Genomic DNA, 20648 nt, shown 5'->3' on the forward strand with positions numbered 1-20648 from the left:
GGAAAAACGTGGCACCTGTGGGAGAAACCACTTGATGCCGGGTGAAATCCACCAATTCTTAAAACCATCGTGACAGTCTGGGCAGGTGGGCCGCGAACGGGCCCATACCGCCAGCCGACTGACAGGAGACGACCGTGCCAAGTTTCTCGACCTCCCTGGAACAGGCCATTCACCAAGCGCTCGCGCTGGCGAACGAACATCGACATGAGCTTGCGACGCTGGAACACCTGCTGCTGGCCCTGACCGAGGAACCGGAAGCGGTCAAGGTCATGCGGGCCTGCAACGTGGATCTGGAAGAGCTGCGCAAGACGCTTGTCGATTTCATCGAGGATGACCTGTCCACCCTGATCACCGATGTCGAAGGGTCCGAGGCCGTGCCCACGGCCGCCTTCCAGCGCGTCATCCAGCGCGCCGCCATCCACGTCCAAAGCTCGGGCCGCCAGGAGGTGACCGGTGCGAACGTGCTGGTGGCCATCTTCGCGGAACGCGAATCGAACGCGGCCTTCTTCCTGCAGGAACTGGACATGACCCGTTACGACGCGGTCAACTTCATCGCGCATGGCGTGGCCAAGAACCCCTCCTTTAACGAGCCCCGCAAGGTCGTCGGATCCGAGGAGCCGGTGGAGCAAAAGCAGCCCGAGGCCGCGCAGGAATCCAAGGACGAAAGCGCGCTTGGCAAGTATTGCGTCGACCTGAACGTGAAGTCCCGCAAGGGCGACGTGGACCCGCTGATCGGACGCGAGCCCGAGGTGGAGCGTGCCATTCAGGTCCTGTGCCGCCGCCGCAAGAACAACCCGCTGCTGGTGGGCGATCCCGGCGTGGGCAAGACCGCCATTGCCGAGGGACTAGCGCTGAAGATCACCCGGGGCGAGACCCCCGAGGTGCTGGCCGGCGCCACGATCTTCTCGCTGGACATGGGCTCGCTCTTGGCCGGCACCCGCTATCGCGGCGATTTCGAGGAGCGGCTGAAGGCCGTCGTCAAGGAACTCGAGGCGCATCCCGACGCGATCCTCTTCATCGACGAGATCCATACGGTGATCGGCGCGGGCGCGACTTCGGGCGGGGCGATGGACGCCTCGAACCTGCTCAAGCCCGCCCTGGCCGCGGGTAAGCTGCGCTGCATGGGTTCGACCACCTACAAGGAATACCGCCAGCATTTCGAGAAGGACCGCGCGCTGGCCCGCCGGTTCCAGAAGATCGACGTGAACGAGCCCTCGGTGCCCGATACCGTCAAGATCCTGATGGGGCTGAAGCCGCATTTCGAGAAGCACCACGACCTGCGCTATACCAATGACGCGATCAAGTCGGCGGTCGAGCTGGCTAGCCGCTACATCAACGACCGCAAGCTGCCCGACAGCGCCATCGACGTGATCGACGAGGCGGGCGCGGCACAGCATCTTGTGACCGAAAGCAAGCGGCGCAAGACGATCAGCCCGAAGGAGATCGAGGCCGTCGTGGCCAAGATCGCCCGCATCCCGCCCAAGAACGTCAGCAAGAACGATGCCGAGGTTCTGCGCGATCTGGATGCCGGGCTGAAGCGCGTGGTCTTCGGCCAGGACAATGCCATCGAGGCCCTGTCCAGCGCGATCAAGCTGGCCCGTGCCGGGTTGCGCGAGCCCGAGAAGCCCATCGGCAACTACCTGTTCGCCGGACCCACGGGCGTCGGCAAGACCGAGGTGGCCAAGCAGCTGGCCGCCAGCCTGGGGGTCCAATTGATCCGCTTCGACATGTCGGAATACATGGAGAAGCATGCCGTCAGCCGCCTGATCGGCGCGCCTCCGGGCTATGTCGGCTTCGATCAGGGCGGGCTTCTGACCGACGGCATCGACCAGCATCCGCACAGCGTGCTGCTGCTGGACGAGATCGAGAAGGCGCATCCCGACGTCTTCAACATCCTGCTGCAGATCATGGATGCGGGACGGCTGACCGACCACAACGGCCGGACGGTGGATTTCCGCAACGTGATCGTCATCATGACCTCGAATGCGGGGGCGGCGGATGCGGCCAAGTCGGCCATCGGCTTCGGCCGCGACCGGCGCGAGGGCGAGGACACGGCCGCGATCGAGCGGACCTTCACGCCCGAGTTCCGCAACCGTCTGGACGCGATCATCAGCTTCGCGCCGCTCTCGCGCGACGTGGTGGTGCATGTGGTCGAGAAGTTCGTGCTGCAGCTGGAGGCTCAGCTGATGGACCGCAACGTCCATATCGAACTGACCCCCGAGGCCGCCAACTGGCTGGCCGAGAAGGGCTATGACGACCGCATGGGCGCCCGTCCCCTGGGCCGAGTGATCCAGGAGAGCATCAAGAAGCCCCTGGCCGAGGAGCTGCTGTTCGGGCGCCTCACCAAGGGCGGCGTGGTGCGGGTCAAGATCGAGGACGACAAGCCCGCCTTCGACATCACCGGCCCCGACGCCCCGCGCATCGGCAAGTCCAAGACCCCGCTTCTGACCGCCGACTGAGACGGTTGGTCCGATCGAAGGAAGGCCCCGCCGGATCGGCGGGGCCTTCGTCGTTGAGTGAGAGGGTCAGGGCCGCCCTTTTCGATCCGCAGGGCTGCGTGTCGGTTGCAGTGCACGGGTCGCATGCGGCGCTAGCTGCCAACCCGTCCCGTTGCGGCGCTGCTGGTCGCGCTCGTCAAAGCGGCACAATTGATGCGTCGGCCTTCGCAGATGTTGCCAACCTTTGCGGCGCGGCGCTGCTAGTTGCGCTTGTCGAAGTAGCAGTATGCATGTGAGGGCCTTGGGTGGACGTGCACGGGCTGTGACACACGTCGGTGAAAGCCGCGTCGCGCGTAGGGCGCGGAACATCATCGGCCCTTTCCGCTCTCGCTGTCATGGGCGATCGACAGGCTCAGGTCTTGCGCAGTGACAGCAAGCCCGCCCCGTGGCCGGTCCAGTCGGCAACACGCGCAACCGATCTCCCAGACCGCAGCGACATCCCCGAGGCCCGCGATCAGGCCGGTCCCTGCGGCTGCGGGGGCATCCTCTTCTGGGGCCGCGTGCGCCACATGACGAAGAGGCCCGACAGCAGGATCATGCCCGACCCGATCCAGGTCCAGAAATCGATGGTCTCTCCGAACAGACCGACGCCCAGAGCCAGACCGAACAGCAGCCGGACATAGCGGAAGGGCGTCACGGCAGAGACGTCGCCGGTGCGCATCGCCTTCATCAGGCAGGAATAGGCCAGCACCCCGCTGGCGACCGCGCCCGCCACGAAGGCCCAGGCCCATAGCCCGGGCCGCACAAGCCCCGCCCCGTCCCAGATCGAGAAGATCACGCCCGCCGCCACGATGGCCAGGAAGCCGTAGAAACCCAGCACCGCCGTCCCGAGCGACAGGGGCGCGGCGCGGCTGGCCAGATCCCGCCCCGCAAAGCCCAGCATGCCGATCACCGCCAGGATCGACAGCATCGAGAACCCCTCGGTGCCGGGGCGCAGGATGACCAGCACGCCGCCCATGCCCGTCGCGATGGCGATCCAGCGGCGCCAGCCGACCTTCTCGCGGAACAGAAGCGCTGCGGTGGCCACGACGACGATGGGCGTCGCCTGCAGGATCACCGTCGCCGCCGACAGCGGGATCAGCGCCAGCGCCAGCACGTAGAACAGCCGCCCCACGATCTCGAAGACCACGCGGATGCGCATGGGGCGCGAGGCCACGTCGCGCGTCACCAGTCGCTCGCCCGACAGCCGCGCCTTCAGGGCGAAGGCCAGCGCGCCGCCCAGGCCGAACAGGATCAGCACCTGCCCCACGGGCAGCGTGTCGGTCGCGCCCTTGACGAAGGCATCCTCGACCGAGAACAGCGCCATGGCCGCAATCATCCAGGCCGCACCGACAAGGTTCGCGCGGTCCTGCGGCGATCGTGCCGCGCGGGGCCGGGGGTGGTCGGAGGACGACGCCATCACATGCCTCCGCAGCGGCGGGTGGCCGGGCAGAGGCCTGCTTTGGACGCGGGCGGAAGGGGGCGGGTGTCCACGATCGGGCCTCGATGCTGCAAGAAACGGTTCGGCGCTGTATAGGTCATCCCCGCCCGAACGCCAGTGCCGCGCGCCGCCGACCTGCCGCTTGCATGCCGTCCGAAAGCGGCCTTAGATCGGGCGACACCCTGGGAGGACCGCATGAGCCTGTACGCACTGGACGACCACCGCCCCGAACTGGCCCCCGACGGGTCCTGCTGGATCGCGCCCGGCGCGCATGTGATCGGACGGGTCCGGCTTGGCGCCGATGTCGGCATCTGGTTCGGCGCCGTGCTGCGCGGCGACAACGAGCTTCTGGACATCGGCGCGGGCACCAATGTGCAGGACCAGGTGATGATCCATTCCGACGCGGGCTTTCCGGTCACCATCGGGCGCGGCGTGACCATCGGGCACCGCGCCATCGTGCATGGCTGCACCATCGGCGAGAACAGCCTGATCGGCATGGGGGCCATCGTGCTCAATGGCGCACGGATCGGGCGGGACTGCCTGATCGGGGCCGGCGCGCTGATCCCCGAGGGGCGCGAGATCCCCGACGGCTCGCTGGTGATGGGCACGCCCGGCAAGGTCGTGCGCGCGCTGGACCAGGCCACCATCGACAAGCTGCGCCGGTCGGCCGCGGGCTATGTCGCCAACCGGCAAAGGTTCCAGGACCGGCTGACCCCGATCGGCTGACCCGGGTCAAGGCGCGGTCAGGCCCGCGCCGCCCGCCGCGCCCGGATCATCCCCACCAGCGGCAGGGCCAGCAATGCCAGCGTGGCGATGACGAAGCCGCAGGCGACCGGGCGCTCCAAGAAGATCATCGGATCCCCGCGCGAGATCAGCATCGCGCGGCGCAGGTTCGTCTCGATCAGCGGACCCAGCACGAAGCCCAGCAGCAGCAGCGCCGGGCTGAAGGCCGCCACCGACAGCGCATAGCCGATGGCGCCGATGCCCGCGACCATGACGATGTCGAAGGTCGATCCGCGCACGGAATAGACCCCCAGGCAGACGAAGACGATGATCGCGGGATAAAGCCAGCGGAACGGGATGCGCAGCATCGCCACCCAGATCCCGATCAACGGCAGGTTCAGGACCAGCAGGAACAGGTTGCCGATGCCGAAGCTGACGACCAGCCCCCAGAACATGCCAGGATTGGCCTCCAGCATCATCGGGCCCGGCTGGATGCCGTGGATGACCAGCGCGCCCAGCATCAGGGCCATGATCGGATCGCCGGGGATGCCCAGGGTCAGGGTCGGCACGAAGGCGGTGATCGAGGCCGAGTTGTTGGCGGCCTCGGGCCCGGCGATGCCCTCGATCGCGCCCTTGCCGAAGCGTTCGGGCCGGCGGGCGACGCGCCGCTCCATCGCATAGCTGAGAAAGGACGAGATGGTCGAGCCGGTGCCCGGCAGCGCCCCGAAGAACCCGCCCAGCAGCGTGCCGCGCGTGATCGGCGCGAACAGGCGGCGCACGTCGTCGCGGGCGGGGACCAGCTGGCGCAGGCTGACGCGCGGCGGCGGGCCGTCGCGTTCGGCCTTGCGGATGTTGCCGATCACCTCGGCCAGCCCGAAGAGACCCATCGCCAGCGCGACCAGGTTGATGCCGTCCATCAGTTGCACCTGCCCGAAGGTGAAGCGCTGCGCCCCGGAATTCACGTCCGTGCCCACGCAGCCCAAGATCAGGCCCAGGACGACCATGGCCAGGCTTTTCGCCGGGCGCCCCTCGCCGATGGTCGAGGCCGCGACCAGGCCCATGACCATCATCGCCGTGTATTCCGCCGCCCCGAAGCTGGTGGCCAGCCGTCCCAGCCAGCCCGCCAGCACGACCAGCATCACGATCCCCAGCATCGAGCCCGCGAAGGACGAGATCATCGCCGTGAACAGCGCCACCCCCGCCCGCCCCTGCTGGGCCATCGGATAGCCGTCCAGCGTCGTCACCGCCGCTTGCGGCGTGCCCGGCAGTCGCAGCAGGATCGAGGCCACCGCCCCGCCGTATTGCGCCCCGTAATAGACCGCCGCCAGCATGACCAGCGCCGCTTGGGACGAGATGTAATAGGTGATCGGCAGCAGCAGCGTGATCGCCGCCATCGCGCCGATGCCCGGCAGCACGCCCACCAGCGTGCCCAGCACCGCGCCCAGCAGGCTGTAGATCAGGACCGAGGGCTGCAGCGCCACCTCCAGCCCCTGGGCCAGTCCGTCCAGCGTGGTCATCTCAGCGGCTCCATGGCCAGACGGGGATCGACAGGTTCAGCCCGGCGACGAACAGCAGCCAGACCAGCGCGGTCACCGCCACCGTCAGCACCGCCCGCCACAGAAAGCCGCCCCGCGGCGCCACCGCGCTGGAGATCGCCACGCACAGCACCGTGCTGGCCATCAGGCCGATCCGGTCCAGCAGCAGGCCGAAGACCAAGAGCGACCCGATGACGCCCACCGCCTGTGCCCAGGCAAAGGGCCGGACCTGGCCGGGGCGGTTGCGCGCCGGGATCGCGATCAGCAGGCCCAGCCCCGCCAGCCCCAGGCCCAGCACGACCGGAAAGAAGCCCGGCCCCATCCGGCGCAGGGTGCCGAACTCGTAGTGCAGCGCCGCATAGCCGGCCACGGCCAGCCCCGTCAGGGCCAGCACCGCGCCCCAGGCCAGATCGTGCCAGTCAGGGGTCGTGGCGGAAATCGGGCCGGGCAAGGCTCAGTTCGCCGCTGGCAGGACGTCGATCACGCCGCCCCACAACGCGGTGTCGTCCGCGATGCGCTGCGCCAGATCCTCGGGCGTGCCGGGCTGGACCTGCCAGCCCATGGCCAGCAGCCGCTCGGTCACGGTGGGATCCTGCAGGATGCGGCCCAGCTCCTCGTTCAGGCGCGCGACGATGGCGGGATCGGTTCCGGCGGGGGCGATGAAGGCGTTCCACAGCTCGGCCCGGAAGTCCTCGGGCAGCCCCGCCTGTCCGGCCAGCACCGGCACGTCGGGCACCTGCGCGAAGGGTTCGGCCGAGGTGATGCCCAGCATCTTCATCGTGCCCGCCTGCACCTGCGGCAGCGCGGCCGAGGGGGCCATGAAGCCGCTGTCGATCTCTCCGCCCAGGATCGAGGTGGTGACCTCGGCATAGCTCTGGAAGGGGATGTGGAACAGCTCGACCCCCGCCGCCCCGGCGAACAGTTCCGCCGTCAGATGCGCGCCCGACCCCTCGCCGACCGAGCCATAGCTGATCGCCTCGGGCTCGGCGCGCGCGGCCTCGACGAAGGCCTCGGCGCTGTCGGCGGGGAAGTCGGCGGCGACGGCCAGGACCAGCGGGCTGGTGGCGATCAGCCCGACCGGGGCGATGTCGGCCTGCGGGTCATAGCCCAGATCCGGGATCAGCCGCGCCGCGGTCGTCAGCGGGCCGTTGATGGTGATGCCGAAGCTGTAGTCGTCCTGACCCCGCGCCAGCATCTGCTGGACGCCGATCACGCCCCCGGCGCCGGGCCGGTTCTCGACCACGACCGGCTGGCCAAGCGCCTCGGCCAAGGGCTCGGCCACCAGCCGCGCGATGGTGTCGGGCGACGAGCCCGCCGGAAAGCCCACGAAGACATGGACCGGCTCGGACGGCCAGTCCTGCGCATGGGCTGCGGTCGCGATCAGCGATCCCCCCAGCAGGGCGGCACGGACAAGATGGCGGTGGCGGTCGGTCATGGCAAGGATCCCCCCTGGGCGTCAAACGATACCGCTTGTTCGGCCTTTGAGCCACTGGCGTCAATCCCGGGCGGCCCGGCGGGTGCGGTCGCGGACGCCCCGAGCTTGGCCGGACCTTGCCGCGACTCTGCCCCGACTTTGGTGGCAGGGGGCCAAGCCGCGCTGGCAATCAGGGCCGGACTGGCTGCACAATCTGCATGCAACGAGGGAGGCAGCATGGACGCGCTGGGCGAAAGCGATGTCGCGCGCGACATGGTCCGGGCACTGGCGCAGGACGTGGCGCGGACGCTGGTAGGCCATGACTGGCTGGTGGAGCGGCTGCTGATCGCCTGCCTGACCGGCGGCCATGTCCTGCTGGAAGGCCCGCCGGGCATCGCCAAGACGCGGGCCGTCAAGCAGCTGGCCGCGCGGCTGCCGGGCGATCACGCGCGCATCCAGTGCACGCCCGACCTCTTGCCCTCGGACCTGACCGGCAGCCAGATCTTTCGTCCCGAGACGGGCCGGTTCGACTTCCTGCCCGGCCCGGTCTTTCACAACATCGTCCTGGTGGACGAGATCAACCGCGCGCCCCCCAAGGTGCAATCCGCCCTGCTGGAGGCCATGGCCGAGGGGCAGGTCACGACCGGCGGCCAGACCCGCCCCCTGCCCGATCCCTTCATGGTCGTGGCGACCCAGAACCCGATCGAGCACGAGGGCACCTTCCCGCTGCCCGAGGCGCAGATGGACCGCTTCCTGCTACATCTGCGCCTGGACCTGCCGGGCGCCGAGGACGAGCGCGCCATCCTGGACATGGTCGAGGCCGAGGGGCGCGAGCTGCCCCCGCCCGCCAGCCCGCGCATCGATGCGGGCGATCTGACCCGCGCCCGCGCGCAGGTGGCGGCGGTGCATCTGGCCCCCGTGCTCAAGGATTTCATCATCCGGCTGGTGATGGCGACCCGGCCCGGCGGGCTGCTGGCGGACGCTGTCGAACATCCCGTCTCGCCGCGCGGCACGCTGGCGCTGGCGACGGCGGTCCGGGCGCGGGCCTGGCTGGACGGGCGCGATCACGGGCTGCCCGAGGATGTGGCGGCGCTGGCGCCCGACGCGCTGGCACACCGGCTGGTCCCGGACTGGAAGGCGCAGAGCGAGGGGCGCGACGGTCGCCGGCTGATCGACGAGGCGCTTCAGGCGATCCGGCCGTGGTAGCGGCGTGGCGGCAGGCGCCGGGCATCGCGCTGCCCCTGCGCGACCTGCTGGACCTGCGCCCCGGCGCGACCCGCGGCGCGCGGGCCAGGCCCATGGCGCGGCGGTCGGGCGTCATGCCCTCGCACCAGCCCGGCAGCGGCATGGACCTGCGCGAGATCCGCGCCTATGTGCCGGGCGACGACCCGCGCCGGCTGGACCCCTCGGCCACGGCGCGGACCGGTACGCCCCATGTCCGCGCGCTGCACGAGGACCGCGACGACATCACCCTGCTGATCGCGGATTTCCGCGCGCCGATGCTGTGGGGCACCGGGGCCACGCTGCGCTCGGTCCGCGGCGCGCTGCATCTGGCGGCAAGCGGCTGGCAGGCGGTGGGGCGGCAGGGCGCGGTGGGGCTGATCGTCGCCGACCCGGCCGGCGTGCGCGCCCTGCCCCCCGCGCCGGGCGACCGGCACATGGCGGGGCTGTGCCGTCTTCTGGCCGACCGCCATACGACGGCGCTGGCCGCGACCCCCGGCCCCGCCACCCCGTTGACCGAGGCGCTGTCCCTGGCCGCCAGCCAAGCACCCTCCGGCGCCCGCGTGATCCTGGCCACCGCGCCCGACGGCTGGCCGTCCGCGCAGGCCGCCCTGTCGCGCCTGGCCCGGGGGCGGCAGCTGGAGGTTGCGCTGATCCTCGACCCGCTGGAGCTGGCGCCCCCCGCCCGGCCCCTGCCCGTCACCCATGACGGCACCGCTCGGCTGGCGCGGCTGCAGCCCGCCGACCTGGCCCGGCAGATGGACCTGCTGTCCGCATTGGGCGCCCTGCCGCGCAGGGTGGACCCGTGACCCACGACCAGATGATGCAGGCCCTGTCGCCGGTCCGCCTGCCGGGGTCCATGGCCACGCTGTCGCTGCCCGAGATGGCGGCGCTGCTGGCCTTCGGCATCCTGGCGGGGCTGGCCGTGGCGGCGGCGGTCCTGCCCCTGACCCGCCGCCGCGCCCCCCGCCGCCGGATCCGGCTGGCCGATCTGCGCGCCCTGCCGGTGCCGCAGCGGATGCTGGCCTTGGCGCGGCATCTGGGCCACCTGCCCGAGGCGTTGCGCGCCGCCGCCTATGGCGCCGCCCCGCCCCCCTCGGACCGCCGCATCGAGCGGCTGGCCCGCCGTGCCCGCCTGCGCCGGATGTGGCGGCGATGAGCCTGGCCCTGCCTTGGCTGCTGGTCCTGCTGCCCCTGCCGCTGCTGCTGCGCCGGCTGCTGCCGCCCTTGGTGCAGCCCCGCCGCGCGCTGCGCGTGCCCGCCCATCTGGCGCCCGCCGGAGAGGCGGCGGGCCTGCCCGACCTGCGCGACACGCCTTGGCTGGCGGCGCTGGCCTGGGTGCTGCTGGTCCTGGCGCTGGCCGGGCCGCGCGTCGAGCGGCAGGCCGATGTCATCCCCGCCAGCGGCCGCGACATCGTGCTGGCACTGGACCTGTCGGGCAGCATGGAACAGCAGGATTTCATCCTGGACGGCCAGCCCGTCTCGCGGCTGGACGCGGTCAAGCAGACGGCGCGGGCCTTCGTGGCGGGTCGGACGGGCGACCGGATCGGGCTGGTCATCTTCGGCGGCCGCGCCTATGTGGCCGCCCCCCTGACCTATGACATGGGCGCCGTGGTGCAGGCCATAGACGAGGCGCAGATTGGCATCTCGGGGCGCGGCACGGCCATCGCGGACGGGCTGGGGCTGGCGATCCGGCGGCTGGACGGCAGCGAGGCGCCAAGCCGCGTCGTGGTCCTGCTGTCGGACGGGGTGGACACCTCGGGCAGCGTGCCGGCGATCGAGGCCGCGCGGCTGGCCGCCGCCCACGGGCTGCGCGTCCACACCATCGCGCTTGGCCCCGAGGATCTGGAAAGCCGCCCCGCCGCCCGCGACGCCGTCGACGTGGCCACGCTGCGCGCCGTGGCCGAGATGGCAGGCGGTGCGCTGTTCCGCGTCCGCAGCACCCCCGACCTGCAGGCGATGGCCGAGGCGCTGGACCGGCTGGAGCCCAGCCCGGGCGAGCGGCCTCCGCTGCGCTATTGGCAGGCGCTGTGGATCTGGCCCGCCGCGCTGGCCGCCCTGCTGATGGCCGTGGCCCTGCTGGACCCCCGCAGGCTGACGGGCCGGCGCGCATGAGCGGGCTGATCCTGCTGCGCCCGTGGTGGCTGGCCGCCCTGCTGCCGGCGCTGGCGCTGGCGGTCCTCGCGTGGCGGCGCGGGCCCCGGGCCGGGGGGTGGGAACAGGTGATGCCGCCGCAGATGCTGGCCGCGATGCAGGCGCTTGGCGGCTTCGACGGCGCGACGAACGGATGGGTGCGGCTCTTGCCGGTGGCGGCGCTGCTGGCGCTGATCCTGGGCCTGTCGGGTCCGGGCATCCGCCGGGCCGACGCGCCCTTGCTGGCGCGCACCGACAGCGTGCTGATCGCCATCGACATGTCGCCTTCGGTCGCGCGCGGTCTGGGCCTGGTCGCGGCGCAGCAGGCGGCGGCGGCGCTGCTCCAGGGCCTGGACGGGCGCCCCACCGGCCTGATCCTCTTCAGCGGAGAAGCCTATGCCGCCTCGGCCCCCACCACCGATCCGCGCACGCTGCAGACGCTGGTCGCGGTGCTGGATGCCGACACCGTGCCCGGCCAGGGCAGCCGCCCCGCCGCCGCCATCGGCCTGGCGGGCCAGATGCTGACCGAACCGGGCCGCGCCGATCTGGTGCTGATCTCGGACGGGGGCGGGGTGGATGCGCAGGCGGTGGCCGAGGCCGGGCGCATCGCCGCCGCCGGGGGCCGGATCTGGGCGCTGCGGATCGAAGGGTCCGCGCCCGGCACCCCCGCCCCGCCCGCGGGCGCGCTGGACCGGCTGGTTCAGGGCGGCGGGCAGGTGATGCAGGCGGCAGAGGTGGACCGGCTGGCCGCCCGGCTGCAGCGCGGCGGCGACACGACCCGCGATCCGGGCCTGACGGCGCTTGGCTATCTGGATCTGGGGCCGTTCCTGGCCGCGCTGGCCGCCCTGCCCCTGCTGATGATGCTGAGGCGGGCGCGATGAGGGCGGCGGCGGTCCTTCTGGCCTGCGCGCTGGCGTTTCTGGCCTTTGCGGGCCCCGGCGGGGTCGGCACGCTGGCCCTGCGGCTTGGCGCCGAGGGCGTGGCGCTGGCGCTGCTGGACCAGGACGGCGCGCGGGGCGTGGCGCAGTACCGCCGGGGCGACTTTGCCCAAGCCGATGCGGATTTCGCCCGCGCAGGACGCTCGCAGACCTACAACCGGGCGCTGTCGCTGGCGGCGACCGGCGACTATCCCCTGTCAGTGGCCTATTTCGACGCGGTGCTGTTCGCCAACCCCGCCGACGAACAGGCTCGCGCCAGCCGCGATCTGGTCGCCACGATGTTTCCCCCCCAGCAGGGCGACAGCATCGCGCCGGGCCGCATCTTCGGCCATGGCGGACGCCCCACGGACGAGCTGATCGCCAATGCCATGACCGAGGCCGCCTCGGAAAGCTGGCGCCGCCCGCCGCAGGCGCGCGGCATGGCGGCCAGCGACGCCTGGCTGGAGACGATCACCGACGACCCGGGCGAGTTCCTGACCCTGCGCCTGCAGGCCGAACACGACCGCCGCACCCAGATGGGGCTGATCCGCCCCGAGGCGGGTGACCCGTGGTGATAAGGCTGATCCTGCTGCTGATCCTCTGGGCCGGTCCCGTGCAGGCGGAATCGCCTCCGCTGGCGCCGGGCGAGACGCGGCTGATGATCCTGCACGATCACGGCAACCCGGTCGTGGCCGAGATGGTCCGCCTGACCCTGCGCGGCGAATACGACCTGACCGTCTCGCTGGAGGATCTCAAATTCCCCAGTTCGGACGCCTATGACTGGATGCAGATCGACCGCGACCGCTGGTTCCAGGAACGCATCGGCGGGCGGATGATCCAGATCTTCGAACGCGACATCGCGCTGTTTCCGCGCCAGGCCGGGGACCTGTCGCTTGGCCCCCTGGTCCACGATCTGACCCACATCACCCGGGGCGGCGCGCGCGAACAGATTAGCGTGACCTCGGGCCCGGCGCGGCTGACCGTGAAGCCCTTCCCCCATGATAGCCGCCCCCTGACCGCCCGCACGATGGTCCTGACCGACGAGCTGTCGGCCCCTCCGGGTCGGCTGCTGCCGACCGACATCCTGACCCGCCGCGTCACGATCGAGGCCTTGGGCGCGATGGCCAATCACCTCCCGCCCCGTCCCGACATCAGCCAGCCCTGGCTGATCAGCTTCACCCTGCCCGAGATCCGAGAGACCACCCCGACCCCGCAGGGACCGGTGTCGCGCGTGGTCTGGGAATGGCAGATGCGCCCCCGCACCGGCGAGCCGGGCGTGCTGCCGGCCGTGCCCGTCGTCTGGTTCGACACCGAGGCCCGCCGGGTCGAGGTCGCGGCGATGAAGCCCATCCCCTTCGGCTTTGCGGGCTTCACCACCTCCTCGGGGGTGCCCTTCGGGATGGAGCCGGGCTGGGCGATGGCGGGGCTGGCGGCCTTGGGCTTCGGGGCGGGGCTGCTGGCGGTGCTGCGGCGCCGGCTGCCCGATCTGCGCCACAGGCTGCGGGGGCTGCGCCCCAACCCCCATGCGGGCGCCCTGCGCACGGCGGCCGCCCAAGGCGACCTGCCAGCGCTGCGCGCGGCCGCGGCCGATCATCTGGCGTGGCGGGGCGCGGACAGCCCCGCGCATCGCCGCCTGCTGGCCCTGCTGGACCGGCAGATCTATCAGCCCGCGCAGGACGGCGCCTTCGACGCGCAGGGCTGGCTGGCCCGGTATCTGCGGCAGCGGGCCTGACCGCCGCGCCCTTCCGGCTTGACCTGCGGCGGCGGGGGCGGCATTCAGGGCGCTGATGGTTCCCGGCCAAGCCACGCGCGGCCGGGTGAAAAGGGAACACGGTGCGGTGTAGCCAACAGGCGCCAAATCCGTGACTGCCCCCGCAACTGTAAGCGGCGAGCGTCCCCCGATGCCACTGCGCCCCACCGGGTGCGGGAAGGCGGGGGAGGTCACGACCCGCGAAGTCAGGAGACCTGCCATCGAACCAGACGACCACCGGGCGGGGTGTCCCGGAAGGAGATTTCGATGGATGATTCCTCGCGCCGGCCCCTGGCCGCGCCTGACCCTGTGTTGCCGTTTTCGGCGGCGATCCCGCCTGCGGTCCAGCTGTCGGGTGTCAGCTGGGCGCCCCCCCGGGGCCCGCGGATCCTGTCGGATCTGAGCTTCGCGGTCCCGCAGGGCCAGATTGTGGCGATCTGCGGGGCGAACGGGGCGGGCAAGACCTCGCTTCTGCGGCTGATCTATCGCCATCACGCCCCGCAGCAGGGCACCGTCCGGCTGATGGGGCGCGACCTGTGGCAGATGGGCGCCGCCGAGGCCGCGCGCTGCATGGCCGCCGTCCTGCAGGAGCAGCCCACCGATTTCGCCCTGACCGCCCGGCAGATCGTGGCGCTTGGCCGCCTGCCGCACCGGCGCGGATGGGCGGCCGGATGGGCCGGTCCCGACCCTGCCGATGCCCCCCGCATCGCGGCGGCGCTGGAGCGGATGGACGTGACGCCCCTGGCCGACCGCGCCTTCGGCAGCCTGTCGGGCGGCGAGCGCCAGCGCGTCGCGGTCGCCCGGGCCTTGGCGCAAGAGCCGCGCGTGATCGTGCTGGACGAACCCACCAACCACCTCGACATCCGCCACCAGCTGGAACTGCTGGCCCTGCTGCGCGGCCTGGGCCTGACGGTGATCGCCACGCTGCACGACCTGACGCTGGCCGCCCGCTTCGCCGACCGCATCCTTGTCCTGTCCGAGGGGCGCATCCTGGCCGACGGCCCGCCCGACGCCGCGCTGACCGAGGCCGTGCTGGCCCGCGCCTTTCGCGTGGGCGCCCGGATCGACCGCTCGGGCCCCGCGCCGCGCTTTTCCTTCCATCTGTGACGATCTCCGAAAGGACCGCCCCGTGATCCGCTCGTCCCTTGCCGCCCTGCTGCTGTCGGCCCCCGCCGCGCTGGCCCATCCCGTGACCGTGCAAAGCTGCGACCGTCAGGTGACCTTCGACGCGGCCCCGGCGCGCGCCGTGTCCAACGACGTGAACCTGACCGAGATGATGCTGGTCCTGGGCCTGCGCGACCGGATGGTGGGCTATACCGGCATCTCGGGCTGGAAGACGCTGGACGACCGGACGCGCGACGGCGTGGCCGAACTGCCCGAGCTGTCGGCCCGCTATCCTAGCAAGGAGGTGCTGGCCGGGGCGGGCACGGATTTCTTCTTCGCGGGCTGGAACTACGGCATGACGGTCGGCGGCGAGGTCACGCCCGACACGCTGGCCCCCTTCGGCATCGCCGTCTACGAGCTGACCGAAAGCTGCATCCATCTGGGCCCGCGAAACGCATCCGGCATGGAGGACATGTATGGCGACATCCTCAACCTGGGCCGCATCTTCGGGGTCGATGACCGCGCGCAGGCGCTGGTGGACGGATGGCGCACCGAGCTGGCGGCGCTGACCGAAGGGGCGGAGCGCGGAGCCCCGCTGCGCGTCTTCGTCTATGACAGCGGCACCGAGGCGCCCTTCACGGCCGGCGCGCATGGCATGCCGACCGCGCTGATCGAGGCCGCGGGCGGGCGCAACATCATGGACGACCTGCCCAAGAGCTGGGCCGAGATCAGCTGGGAGCCGGTGGCCGACCGCGATCCGCAGGTCATCGTGATCGTCGACTATGGCGACGTGACGGCGGACCAGAAGATCGACTTCCTGCGGACCAATCCCGCACTGGCGGGGATCGACGCGGTCCGGAACGACCGCTTCGTCGTCCTGGACTATGTCGAGGCGACGCCCGGCCCCCGCAACATCCGCGCCGTCGAGAAGCTGGTCGCGGGCTTTTCGGGGGACTGAGCGATGGCCGACACCACCGCGATCCTGACCGCGCAGCGCCGGGGGCTGAGGCTGGGCCTGGGCACCGTCCTGGTGACGGTGCTGGTCATGGCCATCGGCATGGCCGTGTCGGTGGGGGCGGTCGCGGTGCCCCTGTCCACGGTCTGGGGCGTGGTGCTGGACCGCCTGGTGCCGGGCCTGGTCACTCCGGACTGGAGCGCGGGACAGGCCAGCATCGTCTGGCAGATCCGCCTGCCCCGCGCGATCCTGGCGGGGCTGGTGGGCGCGGGTCTGGGCCTGGTGGGCGCGGCGCTGCAGGCGGTGACGCGCAACCCGCTGGCCGATCCGCATCTGCTGGGGATCTCGTCGGGCGGGGCCTTCGGGGCGATCGCGGCGCTGCTTCACACGGGGATGTTCCTCGGCGCGCTGACCGTGCCGGTGATGTCCTTCGGCGGCGCGCTGCTGGCCACGGTGCTGGTCCTGGGCACGGCGCGGATGGCGGGGGCGGGCAGCGCCGACCGGCTGGTCCTGACCGGCGTGGCGGTCAGCTTCGTCATCATGGCCTGCGCCAACATCCTGATCTTTCTGGGCGATCCGCGCGCCACGCATACGGTGGTCTTCTGGATGCTGGGGGGCCTCGGTCTGGCGCAATGGTCCCATCTTCTGTGGCCGCTGGCCGTGCTGGTCCCCTGCGGGCTGTGGCTGTGGGCGCAGGCCGGGCGGCTGAACGCCATGAGCCTGGGCGACGAGACCGCCGCCAGCCTGGGGCTGGAGGTCGGGCGCTTTTGCCTGACCGTTTTCGTGGCGGGGGCGCTGATCACCGGGATCATGGTGGCCTTTTCAGGACTGATCGGGTTCGTCGGCCTGATGATGCCGCATCTGGTGCGGCTGGTCCTGGGGGGCGAAAATGCCCGGGTGCTGCCGGGCTCGGCCTTCGCGGGCGCGGTCTTCCTGATCTGCGCCGATGCGCTGGCCCGGGTGGCGATGGCCCCCGAGGACATCCCCATCGGCGTCGTCACCGGCCTGATCGGCGGGGTGTTCTTCCTGTGGATCATGTCCCGCCGCCCGTGATCCGCCGCCGCTGACCCCTCGATGCGAACGGCCTTGCCGCAGGGGCGGCAGGCGCCTAGACCGGAGGCAGCCCCAAGGGTTGCACGCCGGGCGGGCCGATCCGGATCACGGGGGCACGTCCCCGCGCGGGGCATCACCACGGCCAAGGACGACTGCGGATGTCATCACCAATCCCCCGCGCCCCGCAATGACGCAGCCCACGGCGCCCCGGTCCGATCTGACGGTCGCGGTCGAGGGCGACTGCCTGACGCTTGGCGGCGATCTGGTCGTCTGGTCCCTGCCCCGCCTGCCCGACACCCCTGCCGCGCGGATCGACCTGTCGGGCCTGTCGCGGATGGACACCGCCGGCGCGTGGGAGCTGGCGCAGCGCCGCGACCGGGGCGCCACGCTGAGCGGCCTTTCGGACCACCATCAGGGCCTTCTGGACACGGTGACGGCGGCCCTGCCGGAGGCGGATGATGCCCAGCCCGCCCCCGCCCGCTGGCGCCGCATCCTCGAGGCGACCGGCGTCCGGGTGATGGGCGCGCTGCGCTATCTGGTCGAGCTGGCCGAGTATCTGGGCCGCGTGCTGGCGGCCATGGCGCGGGGGCTGCGCCATCCCTCGCGCTTCCCGATGACAGCGCTGGTCCACCATGCGCAGGAGACCGGGCTGCGCGCCGTGCCCATCGTCGCCGTCATGTCCTTCCTGATCGGGGTGGTGCTGGCCTTCCAGGGATCGGACCAGCTGCGCCAGTTCGGGGCCGAGGTCTTCGTCGTCGACCTGATCGCCATTTCCATCCTGCGCGAACTGGGCATCCTGCTGACCGCCATCGTGGTGGCGGGGCGCACGGCCTCGGCGCTGACGGCCTCGATCGGGTCGATGAAGATGCGCCAAGAGATTGATGCCATGCGCACTTTGGGCCTGGACCCCGACCTGGTGCTGATCCTGCCGCGGGTGCTGGCGCTGGTCGTCATGCTGCCGATCCTGGGGCTGGTTTCGGCGCTGATGGGGCTGCTGGGCGGGGCGGTGATGTCCTGGGTCGAGCTGGGCATCTCGCCCTCGGTCTTTCTGGCGCGGCTCTCCGACGTCAGCGTGACCCACGCCATCGTGGGCCTCTCCAAGGCCCCGGTCTTCGCGGTCATCATCGGGGTGATCGGCTGCCATGCCGGGATGCAGGTCGGCAAGGATGCGGAATCGCTCGGGCGGATGACCTCGTCCGCGGTGGTCAGCGCGATCTTTGCGGTCATCATCGCCGATGCGGCCTTCTCGATCTTCTTCGCGCAGGTGGGGCTGTGAGCGAGGATCCCGTCGTCCGCGTCCGGGGGCTGCGCACCCAGTTCGGCACCCATGTCGTGCATGAGGGGCTGGATCTGGACCTGAGGCGCGGCGAGATCCTGGGCGTCGTCGGCGGATCGGGCACCGGCAAGTCGGTGCTGCTGCGCGCCATCGTGGGGCTGGAGGCCGCACAGGCGGGCGAGATCGACGTGCTGGGCCAGCGCATCGGCAGCCTGTCGGGTGCGGACAGGCGGGCGCTGGAACAGCGATGGGGCGTGATGTTTCAGGACGGCGCGTTGTTCTCGTCCCTGACCGTGCGCGAGAATGTCGAGGTGCCGCTGAACGCCGTTCCCGGCCTGACCGACGCGCAACGGCGGGGACTGGCAGAGCTGAAGGTCAGCATGGCCGGGCTGCCGTGGAAGGCCAACGAGAATTTCCCCTCGGACCTCTCGGGAGGGATGCGTAAGCGGGCCGGGCTGGCCCGCGCGCTGGCGCTGGACCCCGAGATCCTGTTTCTGGACGAACCCACCGCCGGGCTGGACCCGATCGGCGCCACCGCATTCGACAGGCTGATCGTCACGCTGCGCGACGCGCTGAACCTGTCGGTCTTTCTGGTCACGCATGACCTGGACACGCTGCATGCCTGCTGCGACCGCGTGGCCGTCCTGGCCGAACGCAAGGTCCTGACGACCGGCACCATGGACGAGATGCTGGGCGTCGATCACCCTTGGGTGCATGAATATTTCCACGGCCCCCGGGCGCGTGCCGCCGTGAAGAAGGACTGACGCGATGGAAACCAAGGCCAATTACGCCCTGATCGGCGCCTTCACCCTGGCGGGGTTCCTGGGGATCCTGGGCTTCGTTTTGTGGTTCGCGCAGCTGCAGCTGGACCGGCAGTTCGCCTATTACGACGTCTATTTCCCCGAGGTCTCGGGGCTTGGCCCCTCGTCCGAGGTGCGCTTTGCCGGTCTGGCGGTGGGCCGGGTCGTCGACATGCAGCTGGCGCCGGACAATCCGCTGCCGGTCCGGGTCCGGCTGGAGGTGACACTGGACACGCCCATCCGTGCCGACAGCACGGCCGCGCTGGAGGTGCAGGGCGTCACCGGCGTGGCGCTGGTCGCGGTCAGCGCCGGATCGTCCCGCACGCCCCTGCTGCGCGATGCGGACACGTCCGAGGTGCCGGTCATCGCCTCCAGCCGCTCGGCGCTGCAGACGCTGACCGACGAGGGACCGCAGATCATCGAGCGCCTCGGTCTGGTGGCCGAGCAGCTGACCCTGATCCTTGGAGAGGAAAATCAGGCCCGTGTGACGGCAATCCTCGACAATGTCGAACGGTCCAGCGGCAATCTGGATCAGGCGCTGGACGATGTGGCGACGGCGACCCAAGCCATCTCGACCGCCGCCACGGGCATCGCGGCCTTCGGCGGGCAGATGGACGGGCTCAGCCGCAGCGCGGGCACCACGCTGGACCGCTTTGCCGACGCCGCCACCCGGGCCGAGACGACGCTGGCCGCCGCGACCGCCACGCTGGAGGGGGTGGACGGCTATGTCTCGGGCGACCTGACGACCCTGACCCAGCAGCTGGAACGCAGCGCCGCCGGGCTGACCACGCTGACCGAGCGCGCCGATGCCAGCCTGGACGGGCTGGACACCGCGCTGGCCTCGGGGACACGGGCCTTCGACGCAGCCGAGACGGTCGTCACCCGCGACCTCGCCCCGGTGGCCGGTGATCTGCGCGCCACGCTGGCCGCGCTGAACGGCGCGCTGGCCCGCCTGCCCGACGACCTGCCGCAGATCAGCGCCAGCCTGCGCCAGGCGGCGGACGCGGCGTCGGCGGCCTTCACCTCGCTGCGCGGGGTGGTCGAGGGCGCGGGCGGGCCGGTCCAATCCTTCGCGGGCGAGACGCTGCCCCAGATCGGCCGTCTCAGTCAGGACATGCGCGCGCTGGTCGAGAACATGAGCCAGCTTGTCTCGACCCTACGCCGCGACCCCACGCAGCTTCTGTCCGGCCCCCGGACCCCCGAATTCCGCAGATGAGGTTACCCATGCGCCTGCCCCTGATCCTGCTGATCGCGACCCTGCCGGGCTGCGGCGCGCTCTCCGCCCTGCAGGGAGAGCCCGACCGCGACCTGTTCGAGCTGCGCCCGCCCCCGGCTTTTACCTGCAGCCGCTCGCGGGTGGGGGAACTGGTGGTCGAGCCGCCCAAGGCCCGCGCCACGCTGGACAGCAACCGCATCATGATCCGCCCCTCGGCGCTGCAGACGCAATACCTGCCGGATGCCGAATGGGGCGACACCGTGCCCGCGATGCTGCAGCGCCTGCTGGTGCAAAGCCTGGGCGCGACGGGCGCCTACGGCCATGTGGGCCGCGCGCCCCTGGGTCTGTCGGGCGACGTGGCGCTGATCAGCGAGATCGGCGACTTCAACGCCGAGCTGGCCCCCGAGGGCGCCCTGGTGCGCCTCACTGTCGAGGCGCAGATGGTCAGCGAGATGGACGCCCAGGTCGTCTCTCGCGCCAGCTTCTCGGCTGCGGTCCCTGCCGCCGGCACCCGCACCGCCGATCTGATCCCGGCCTTCGACACGGCCTCGCAGCAGCTGGTCGCGCAGATGACGGAATGGGCAGTCCGCGCCTCGGGCGTCGGTCCCGGCGGCTGCAGCTGACGGGCGTCAC

At 71.3% G+C, this 20648-nt stretch carries 20 protein-coding genes and 1 riboswitch; of the genes, 16 read left to right on the top strand and 4 right to left on the bottom strand.

Translation table 11 applies throughout. The annotated features are described in order from the left end of the window. Positions 1-134 precede the first annotated feature (134 nt). On the top strand, positions 135-2459 hold the full coding sequence (gene clpA / locus E4191_RS09460) for an ATP-dependent Clp protease ATP-binding subunit ClpA (RefSeq protein ID WP_135313197.1): 2325 nt from the start codon (positions 135-137) through the stop codon (positions 2457-2459). 493 nt (positions 2460-2952) lie between these two features. Here the strand turns inward: clpA and E4191_RS09465 are convergent, their stop codons facing one another. Further along, a complete protein-coding gene (locus E4191_RS09465; RefSeq protein WP_269436648.1) occupies positions 2953-3897 on the bottom strand; it encodes a DMT family transporter in 945 nt (314 codons plus the stop codon). A 216-nt stretch (positions 3898-4113) separates the two neighbouring features. Between E4191_RS09465 and E4191_RS09470 the strand changes: the two genes are divergently transcribed. Beyond that, positions 4114-4644, top strand: a complete 531-nt coding sequence (locus tag E4191_RS09470) for a gamma carbonic anhydrase family protein (RefSeq protein WP_135313198.1) — start codon at positions 4114-4116, stop codon at positions 4642-4644. Positions 4645-4661: 17 nt separating this feature from the next. On the opposite strand, the gene E4191_RS09475 is transcribed toward E4191_RS09470, so the two are convergent. The 3 genes from E4191_RS09475 to E4191_RS09485 are packed head-to-tail and all read right to left on the bottom strand — an operon-like array spanning position 4662 to position 7611. Beyond that, a complete protein-coding gene (locus E4191_RS09475) occupies positions 4662-6158 on the bottom strand; it encodes a tripartite tricarboxylate transporter permease (RefSeq protein ID WP_135313199.1) in 1497 nt (498 codons plus the stop codon). 1 nt (position 6159) lies between these two features. After that, positions 6160-6627: a tripartite tricarboxylate transporter TctB family protein gene (locus E4191_RS09480; RefSeq protein ID WP_135313200.1), complete on the bottom strand. Its 468-nt coding sequence runs from the start codon at positions 6625-6627 to the stop codon at positions 6160-6162. Between the two features lie 3 nt (positions 6628-6630). Then, on the bottom strand, positions 6631-7611 hold the full coding sequence (locus tag E4191_RS09485; protein ID WP_135313201.1) for a Bug family tripartite tricarboxylate transporter substrate binding protein: 981 nt from the start codon (positions 7609-7611) through the stop codon (positions 6631-6633). A gap of 216 nt (positions 7612-7827) precedes the next feature. Here E4191_RS09485 and E4191_RS09490 point away from each other — a divergent pair, with 216 nt between their 5' ends. The 14 genes from E4191_RS09490 (at position 7828) to E4191_RS09555 (ending at position 20638) form a co-directional block, all read left to right on the top strand. Continuing rightward, positions 7828-8796 carry an AAA family ATPase gene (locus tag E4191_RS09490; protein ID WP_135313202.1) on the top strand — a complete coding sequence of 323 codons (969 nt, stop codon included), beginning with the start codon at positions 7828-7830 and terminating at the stop codon, positions 8794-8796. Continuing rightward, positions 8790-9620, top strand: coding sequence for a DUF58 domain-containing protein (locus E4191_RS09495; RefSeq protein WP_135313203.1), 831 nt, complete (start codon positions 8790-8792; stop codon positions 9618-9620). Before E4191_RS09490 ends, E4191_RS09495 begins: the two co-directional genes overlap by 7 nt. After that, positions 9617-9970 carry a hypothetical protein gene (locus tag E4191_RS09500; RefSeq protein WP_135313204.1) on the top strand — a complete coding sequence of 118 codons (354 nt, stop codon included), beginning with the start codon at positions 9617-9619 and terminating at the stop codon, positions 9968-9970. Before E4191_RS09495 ends, E4191_RS09500 begins: the two co-directional genes overlap by 4 nt. Then, positions 9967-10926: a VWA domain-containing protein gene (locus E4191_RS09505; RefSeq protein ID WP_135313205.1), complete on the top strand. Its 960-nt coding sequence runs from the start codon at positions 9967-9969 to the stop codon at positions 10924-10926. Before E4191_RS09500 ends, E4191_RS09505 begins: the two co-directional genes overlap by 4 nt. Beyond that, positions 10923-11825 carry a VWA domain-containing protein gene (locus E4191_RS09510; protein ID WP_135313206.1) on the top strand — a complete coding sequence of 301 codons (903 nt, stop codon included), beginning with the start codon at positions 10923-10925 and terminating at the stop codon, positions 11823-11825. Before E4191_RS09505 ends, E4191_RS09510 begins: the two co-directional genes overlap by 4 nt. Beyond that, positions 11822-12436 (top strand): tetratricopeptide repeat protein, encoded by a 615-nt coding sequence (locus E4191_RS09515; RefSeq protein ID WP_135313207.1) that lies wholly within the window; start codon positions 11822-11824, stop codon positions 12434-12436. Before E4191_RS09510 ends, E4191_RS09515 begins: the two co-directional genes overlap by 4 nt. After that, positions 12433-13593, top strand: coding sequence for a BatD family protein (locus E4191_RS09520; protein WP_135313208.1), 1161 nt, complete (start codon positions 12433-12435; stop codon positions 13591-13593). The genes E4191_RS09515 and E4191_RS09520 overlap by 4 nt, the downstream gene beginning before the upstream one ends. A 39-nt stretch (positions 13594-13632) precedes the next feature. Next, positions 13633-13848: riboswitch (cobalamin riboswitch) on the top strand. A 30-nt stretch (positions 13849-13878) separates the two neighbouring features. After that, a complete protein-coding gene (locus E4191_RS09525) occupies positions 13879-14718 on the top strand; it encodes an ABC transporter ATP-binding protein (protein WP_135313209.1) in 840 nt (279 codons plus the stop codon). Positions 14719-14740: 22 nt separating this feature from the next. Next, positions 14741-15673 (top strand): ABC transporter substrate-binding protein, encoded by a 933-nt coding sequence (locus tag E4191_RS09530; RefSeq protein ID WP_135313210.1) that lies wholly within the window; start codon positions 14741-14743, stop codon positions 15671-15673. A 3-nt stretch (positions 15674-15676) separates the two neighbouring features. Further along, the gene (locus E4191_RS09535; RefSeq protein ID WP_135313211.1) at positions 15677-16723 is read left to right on the top strand and encodes a FecCD family ABC transporter permease; all 1047 of its coding nucleotides are present in this window, start codon (positions 15677-15679) and stop codon (positions 16721-16723) included. Positions 16724-16910: 187 nt separating this feature from the next. Then, positions 16911-17999 carry an ABC transporter permease gene (locus E4191_RS09540; RefSeq protein WP_135313212.1) on the top strand — a complete coding sequence of 363 codons (1089 nt, stop codon included), beginning with the start codon at positions 16911-16913 and terminating at the stop codon, positions 17997-17999. Then, positions 17996-18763, top strand: a complete 768-nt coding sequence (locus E4191_RS09545; RefSeq protein ID WP_135313213.1) for an ABC transporter ATP-binding protein — start codon at positions 17996-17998, stop codon at positions 18761-18763. The genes E4191_RS09540 and E4191_RS09545 overlap by 4 nt, the downstream gene beginning before the upstream one ends. Before the next feature lie 4 nt (positions 18764-18767). After that, positions 18768-20015 (top strand): MlaD family protein, encoded by a 1248-nt coding sequence (locus E4191_RS09550; protein ID WP_135313214.1) that lies wholly within the window; start codon positions 18768-18770, stop codon positions 20013-20015. Positions 20016-20023: 8 nt separating this feature from the next. Continuing rightward, the gene (locus E4191_RS09555; protein WP_135313215.1) at positions 20024-20638 is read left to right on the top strand and encodes an ABC-type transport auxiliary lipoprotein family protein; all 615 of its coding nucleotides are present in this window, start codon (positions 20024-20026) and stop codon (positions 20636-20638) included. Positions 20639-20648 lie beyond the last annotated feature (10 nt).

This window comes from Paracoccus liaowanqingii, from assembly GCF_004683865.2.
GTDB classification, from domain to species: Bacteria; Pseudomonadota; Alphaproteobacteria; order Rhodobacterales; family Rhodobacteraceae; genus Paracoccus; species Paracoccus liaowanqingii.